This window comes from Devosia sp., assembly GCF_034675085.1.
Classification (GTDB): domain Bacteria; phylum Pseudomonadota; class Alphaproteobacteria; order Rhizobiales; family Devosiaceae; genus Devosia.
Map to the genome: position 1 here is coordinate 1 of NZ_JAUCDN010000185.1, position 6732 is coordinate 6732.

Annotated in this window: 4 protein-coding genes; all 4 read right to left on the reverse strand. The window is 68.7% G+C overall.

What is annotated here, in order from left to right:
* The coding region (locus VDP82_RS12020; protein WP_323015087.1) for a protoglobin domain-containing protein at positions 1-1057 on the reverse strand (1057 nt) is incomplete at its 3' end.
* Between the two features lie 105 nt (positions 1058-1162).
* Entirely contained in the window at positions 1163-3436 is a 2274-nt protein-coding gene (locus tag VDP82_RS12025; RefSeq protein ID WP_323015088.1) for a methyl-accepting chemotaxis protein, read from the reverse strand.
* A 192-nt stretch (positions 3437-3628) separates the two neighbouring features.
* Positions 3629-6022 carry a methyl-accepting chemotaxis protein gene (locus VDP82_RS12030; protein ID WP_323015089.1) on the reverse strand — a complete coding sequence of 798 codons (2394 nt, stop codon included), beginning with the start codon at positions 6020-6022 and terminating at the stop codon, positions 3629-3631.
* A 159-nt stretch (positions 6023-6181) separates the two neighbouring features.
* The coding region (locus VDP82_RS12035; RefSeq protein WP_323015090.1) for a methyl-accepting chemotaxis protein at positions 6182-6732 on the reverse strand (551 nt) is incomplete at its 5' end.

Here is a 6732-nt window from a genome sequence, read left to right on the forward strand (position 1 = left end):
TGTCGTCGATCATGCCGATGATGTTGGAGATCTTGGCCGAAGAGGCTTCGATGGCGCCCATGGCCGCATTGGCCTTTTTCATCACGTCCCCGCCCAGCGTGGCGCTTTCGGCCACGCGCTGCGCCTTGTCGCTGGCCGTGGCGGTGCGCCGGGCGTTCTCCACCACCGCCTGGGAAAGCTGCTCCACCGAGGCAGAGGTCTGCTCGATGGTGGCGGCCTGGCGGGTGGTGCGCTCGGCAAGGTCGTTGGCGCCGGACAGGATTTCCCCGGTCGCGCCCTTGATCGCCCGCGAGGTGTGGCGCAATTGCCCCACAATACCGGCCAGCCGGTCGGCCACCGCATTGGTGTCGTCCTTGATCTGAGCGAATTCCGGCTCGAAATCGGCGGTGATGCGGCTGGTGAGGTCGCCCTCCGCCATGTCCTTGAGCACGTCACCGGTCAACGATACCGCCCGGCGGATCTGGGCCTTGGCGGCCTCGTCGGCGGCATGGGCGTCGGCGATCAGTTTTTCGAAATAGGCCGACACGCCGATATCGATGTCGAGCAGGGTAGCCTTGACCAGCGCCGCCACCACCAGCGCCATCTCCGTGGCGCCGGCCATGATTTCATCGCGGCTCGGCGCGCGCTCGCGCCCGAAACGGCCCCGGCGCGGCGCCAGCGTCTCCTGCATCATTTCCCCGATCAGCCCGGTGATCAGCGTTTCCAGGATCAGCCCATAGCCCCCGATATGCCAGCGCGGCTCGAGCCCGATCAGGGCATGGCGCAGCCCCACCTGGGCGCTGGCGCGGAAATAGTCCGCGTCGAACGTTCCCGAGGCGATAGCCTGCCAATGGCCCACCTGCTTGTCCTTGGTGCGGTCCATATGCGGCCGGCCCTGGAAGAACCGGGCGACTTCGGGCGTTGCCGCCAGCTTGTCGTAGAATTTGTCCAGCGCCATCGAGAGGTGCTTTTCCACGTGATCGTGGACCGCTCCGGCGCGTTGCCGGCTGGCGGCGTCGATCTCCAGGAAGTCGAGACGGGACTGGAGGCTGTCGGCGGCAGTGTCGGGGGAAGACATGGAAAATCTCGGATGGAAAGATGCAACTATCTAAACTGCGGCCAGCGCAGGCAAAATGACCTGGATCAAATGCCGCCAGTCTGACAAATCATGGTGAATGGGCGGTTAACCGGCCCGCCGCGCGCGCCCTGGCGCTCCCGGCGCGAGCCGCCCGATTGCCCCTTCCAGGGTCCCGGCCCGCGCCTCCATCTGCCGCAGGCGCTCAAGGGCCTGGTCGGCCAGCGCGGTGTTTTGCCCCAGCATGGCCTCAAGCTGGCGCGCCCGCTCCCCGGCCGCCGCGACCGCGCCGGTCTGCGCCGCGCCATCCTGCGCGAGAGCGTCGAGCCGACCGGCATTTTCCCCGATGGCCTCACCCATCAGCGCCAGCCGCGCTTCCGCGTCGGCCACCAGTTGCGATCCGCCCGCCACATCGCGCAGGCAGGCCTCGACCTGCCCCTTGATATCGGCCGACGCCCGCGCCGCGCCCTGTGCCAGCCGCCGCACTTCCGTCGCCACCACGGCAAAGCCCTTGCCGGCCTCGCCCGCCCGCGCCGCCTCCACCGAGGCATTGAGCGCCAAAAGATTGGTCTGGGAGGCGATGTCGTCCATGGCCTTCGTCAGGCCCGAAATCCGCGCCGAAGCCTGGCTGATCCGCGCCATCGCCGCCCCGGCTTGCTCCAGAACCGCGCTGCCCTCCGCCATGTCGGCCGCGACCGCCCGTGCCTGCTCACCGGCGGCCCGCGCCCTGCCGGCCGACGTCGCCGTCATGGCGTCGAGCGCCGTCACCGCCGTCAGCGCCGCATCCACGGCCTGCATCTGCTTGGCGCCCTCTCCCGCCAGCCCTTCGGCGTCCCGGCGCGCCGTCTCCGCCGCCGCCCGCAATGCCCCCGTTCCCGCGCCCAGCCGCGCCATCAGCGTGCCCAGCGCCTCGGTGGCGCGATTGGCCCCGGCCTGCACCGGGGCGAAGGGGCCGCGATCATACCCTTGCATGTCCTGGCTGAAATCGCCCTCGGCCAGCCCCGCCAGCAGCGTGCCGGTGTCGGCAAGCCCGCACGCCATCCCATCCAGCAAATCGTTGAGATCGCCGGCCAGTTGCCGCATCTGTGCATCGGCGAGCTGGGTGCCGACGCGCCGCGAGAAATCGCCCTCCAGCGCCGCCTCCAGCGCAGCGCCGATATCGGCATGCAGCGCCCGAACCATGCGCGCCTGCGCCTCGCGCTCATCGCTCATGTCGCGCTCGGCGGCCACGAGGTCGGTCATCTGCCGCGCATTGACGCGCAGCCCCTCCACCGCCTCGGCCATGTAGCCCAGCTCGTCGGCCCGTTCGAGCCCCGGCACGGCGGTGTCCAGCCGCCCCGCCGCGATGGCGGCCAGCGCCTGTTGCAGCCGGCCGATCGGCCGCATGACGCTGCGGGCGAACATCAGGCTGATGATCGCCGCCACCGCCAAGAGCCCGAAGCCGGTGCCCAGAAGCGCCATGCGCAGCCAGCCGGCCGGCGCAGCCATGTCGGCCGCCCGTTCCAGCGCCACCACCGTCCAGCCCAGGCCGCCAAAATCCAGAGACGCCGAGGCCATGGCGTGGCTGGCTCGCTTGAGCGCCAGCGGTACGCCGTCGCCCCCCGCATCATTGCGCGCCAGCCCGTCTGCGCCCACGAGATGGAGCGCCCCACTTGTGCCCAGCCCGGCGACCGCCTGCAATATGGTCTCGATCGGCTCGGGCCAAATCTGGAAGGCGAGGACGCCGACCAGTCGCCCGCCCGCATGGACGGGGCTGGCCACGAACCCCATCACCGCGCCATTGCCCGGCCCATAGGGGGCGAAATCGGAGAACAGCACCGCACCCGGCTCCGCCGCCAGCGCCGCCCGCACCACCCGGCCCAGGCCGGTTTCCGCCCAGGGCCCGGCGGCGAGGCCGGTGCCGAAATCGGCCCTTTTGGCCACCGAATAGACATTGCGCGCCGCAGCGTCGAACAGCAGGATATCGCCCAGCCCGCGCTGCGCCTGCATCCGCGCCAGATCGGCATGCACTGCTCCATGGGCTCGCTCGTAGCCCGGCAGCGCCCCCGCCGCGCCGGCTGGATTGGCCCCGATATAGGCGGCCTGCAATCGCTCGGCCGCATCGCCCTCCAGCGCTCCGACAGCCCCGCCCAGCCGCCCGATGGCGCTGGCGATGTCCCGCCGCCCGGCAAGCAGCGTCAGGTCGTCGCCCAGCCCCTCGAAATAGCGCTCAAGCCCGTTGCGCGCATTGTCGGCGGCCGCATGCAGGCGCTCCTGGGCCGCATCGGCCAGCAGGCCGTTGCCCACCAGCGTCGCGGCCAGAACCAGCCCGGCGCCGGTGAACAGCGCCAGGATCATTCCCATTGCCGGCAGCTTGAAGGCCAGTTTGAGCTGTGCGGTCATCCGAACCATCCAGGGGAAGCCAGCCAGCCCAAAGGCAAGGCACGCCCGCAGCCCCTTTCCGCATTCCGACGCGGCCGGATGATAGAAAGCCTATGGTTAACGAAACCCTTCCGGCCCGGCCTGGAGCGTTTTCATTGGCTCCGGGAAAGGTCCTGATGCGCAATGGGCGACCCTGAACGTTCGCGACGCGTTTTAGAATTCGTTCCAGTCGGCGGCCAGCGCCGCATTGCCCTCACTCAGATAGGTCCGCGCCGCCTTGCGCGTCGCCGCCGGGCGCCTCCCCCCCGTGACCGGCGCCGCACGCGCGGCCTCGTCCCCGGTGTGGAAGGTGCCCACGATGGTGTCGAGCGCGCTGGCCTGCGCCTCGGTCTGTTCGATGGCGGCGTTGATCTCCTCCACCAGCGCGGCATTGTGCTGGGTCATCTCGTCCATGGTGCGCACGGCGGTGTTGACCTCTTCGATGGCCGAGGCCTGCTCGCGGCTTTCCCGCGCGATGCCGTCCATCAGCTCGTTATTGGTCCGCGCCGCATCCAGCATGGCCGCCAGCCGCTCCGCCGCATTCGAGACCAGGCGCGAGCCCAGCTTCACCTCGCCCGCCGATTGCTCGATCAGCGCCTTGACCTCCGAGGAGGCTTCCGCCGCGCTCTGGGCCAGCCGCCGCACTTCCACCGCGACCACGGCAAAGCCCTTGCCCGCTTCGCCCGCCCTTGCGGCTTCCACCGAGGCGTTGAGCGCCAGCAGATTGGTCTGGAAGGCGATGTCGTCGATCATGCCGATGATGTTGGAGATCTTGGCCGAAGAGGCCTCGATGGCCTCCATGGCGGCATTGGCCTCGTTCATCACCTGCCCGCCCTCTTCGGCGGTGCGCGTCACCTCATTGGCATTGACGCTGGCTTCGCGGGCCCGCCCGGCATTCTGCATCACCGTCGAGGCGAGCTGCTCCATGGCCGCCGAGGTTTCCTCGATGGTGGCCGCCTGCTTGGTGGTGCGCTCGGAAAGATCGTTCGCCCCCGACAGGATTTCCCCGGTCGCCGTCTTGAGCGTGCCCGAGGTGCCGCGCAGCTGCTGCACCACCTCGGTCAGCCGGTCGGCCACCGCATTGGTGTCGGCCTTGAGGATGGCGAAGGCCCCCTCGTAATGCCCCTCCATGCGGCGGGTGAGGTCGGTATTGGCCAGCGCGGTCAGCACCTGCCCGGTCTCGTCCAGCCCGCGCTCCACCGTGCCCACCAGGCTGTTGATGCTGCCCGCCAGTCCGTTAAGGGTCGCATCGGCGAATTCGGCCGTCACCCGATGGGTGAAATCGCCGGCATTGGCCGCGTCCACCGCCGCGCCGAAGGCGTTCTGCAATTCCTCCATCATGGCGCGCCGGTTGTCTTCCTCGGCCACGATGCGCGCCGCTTCCGCCTCGGTCATCTGGCTGATCTTGAGCCCGTTCTCGCGGAACACTTCCACCGCCCGCGCCATGGCGCCGATTTCGTCCCGGCCGGCCTGGTAGGGCACTTCGGTATCGTAGCGCCCCTGCGCCAGTTCGCCCATGATGGCGGTCATCCGCCGGATCGGCTTGACGATGAAGCCCGCGCCCAGCCACACCAGCCCGCCGATCACGGCCAGCATGACCAGCGTCGCCAGCACCGCCAGATTGCGCATCTGGTCCACCGATTGATAGATCACCGCGGTCGGCACCGTCATGATCATGGTCCACTGGTCCTCGACCCCGCTGAAGCTCAGGGGGGCCGTCACCACGAACTGGCTGGTGCCGGTCTCGTCGACATAGGTCATGCCCTTTTCCATCAGGTCGCTATCGAGCAGCGCCGCCGCGATATCGGGCGTCAGCACCTGTCCCACCTGGCTGGCATCGGGGTTGACGACCCAGCTATTGGCGCTGCTCACCAGCATCACCGAGCCCACATCGAAGGGCCGCAATTGCGAGATCACCCCGGCGATGGTGTCCAGCGTCAGATCGGAGGTGACGATGCCCACCGGCTTGCCGCCCTTGTGCACCACCACGCTCACCGTGCTGAGCAGGGTATCCACCCCGTTGACCGGATAGGAGAAGGGCGGGGTCAGCACGTTGCGGTTCTCCCGCAGCGGCAGATCATACCAGCTTTCCGTGCCGTTTTCCGGCGTCATGATCAGCGGCTCCACTGCGATGCCGCCATTGGAATGGGTGAAATAAGGCACGAAGCGCCCCGCCTCGTCCGAATAGGGGTGGCCGATATAATCGGCGTCGCGCCCGTCAAAGCCATTGCTGTTGAAGGCCAGCGTCATGCCGATCACCGAGGGCTGGGCGCTCATGCTCGACATCACCAATTGCCCGAGCTGGTCGCGGTCCACCATCTGCTTTTCCACCAGCCCTTCCACGGCGGCGGCGATGCTGCGCGTCGAGGCGATGACGCTGCCCATCTGCCCGCTGGCCATCTGGCTGTATTCGCCCAGCATGGCCCTTGCCCGGGCCTCTGCCTCGTTGCCGGCCGTCTGGTAGGTGAGCGATATGCCGCCCGCCACGATGGCGCCGATGGCCCCGACGGTCAGGACGCCGGTCGCCAGGACCAGCTTCATGCGGATGGATAGATCACTGAGCTTCATGTGCCGACTCTCCAGGGGCTGCCTCCTGGCGGCCCGACGCTGGGGCTCATCAGAACAAATGCGTATTAAACTCAGGTAAACCATGATGAGGGCTGGAGAATAAAACAAAGGGCGCCGAAGCGCCCCCTGTCGATTGCTCGCTTTACTGATGAGCCGGCACTAAAACTCCGACCACTCGCTGGCCAGCGCCGCGCTGCCGTCGCTGAGATAGGATCTGGCAGCGCTGCGCAACCGGCTGGCCCGGTCGGTGCGCGCCGCGGGCTCCGGCCGCGCCGGCGCCGGGGCGCGGCGCATCGCCCCGTCCTCGCCGTCCTCCAGCGTGAAGATGTCCACCACCCGGTCGAGCTCGCTCGCCTGCCCCTCGGTCTGCTCGATGGCGGCGTTGGTCTGTTCCACCAGCGCGGCATTGTGCTGGGTCATCTCGTCCATGGTGCGTACCGCCACCGACACTTCCTCGATGGCGCCGGCCTGGGTGCGGCTGGCCTGGGCGATGGACTGCATCAGCGCCGCGTTCTCGTCCACCGCCACCAGCATGGCGGAAAGCTGCTCGGCGGCATTGGACACCAGCCGGCTGCCGCCCTTGACCTCATTGGCCGATTGCTCGATCAGCGCCTTCACGTCCGCCGAGGCGCTGGCCGCGCTCTGCGCGAGGCGTCGCACTTCCACCGCGACCACGGCAAAACCTTTGCCGGCATCGCCCGCCCGCGCGG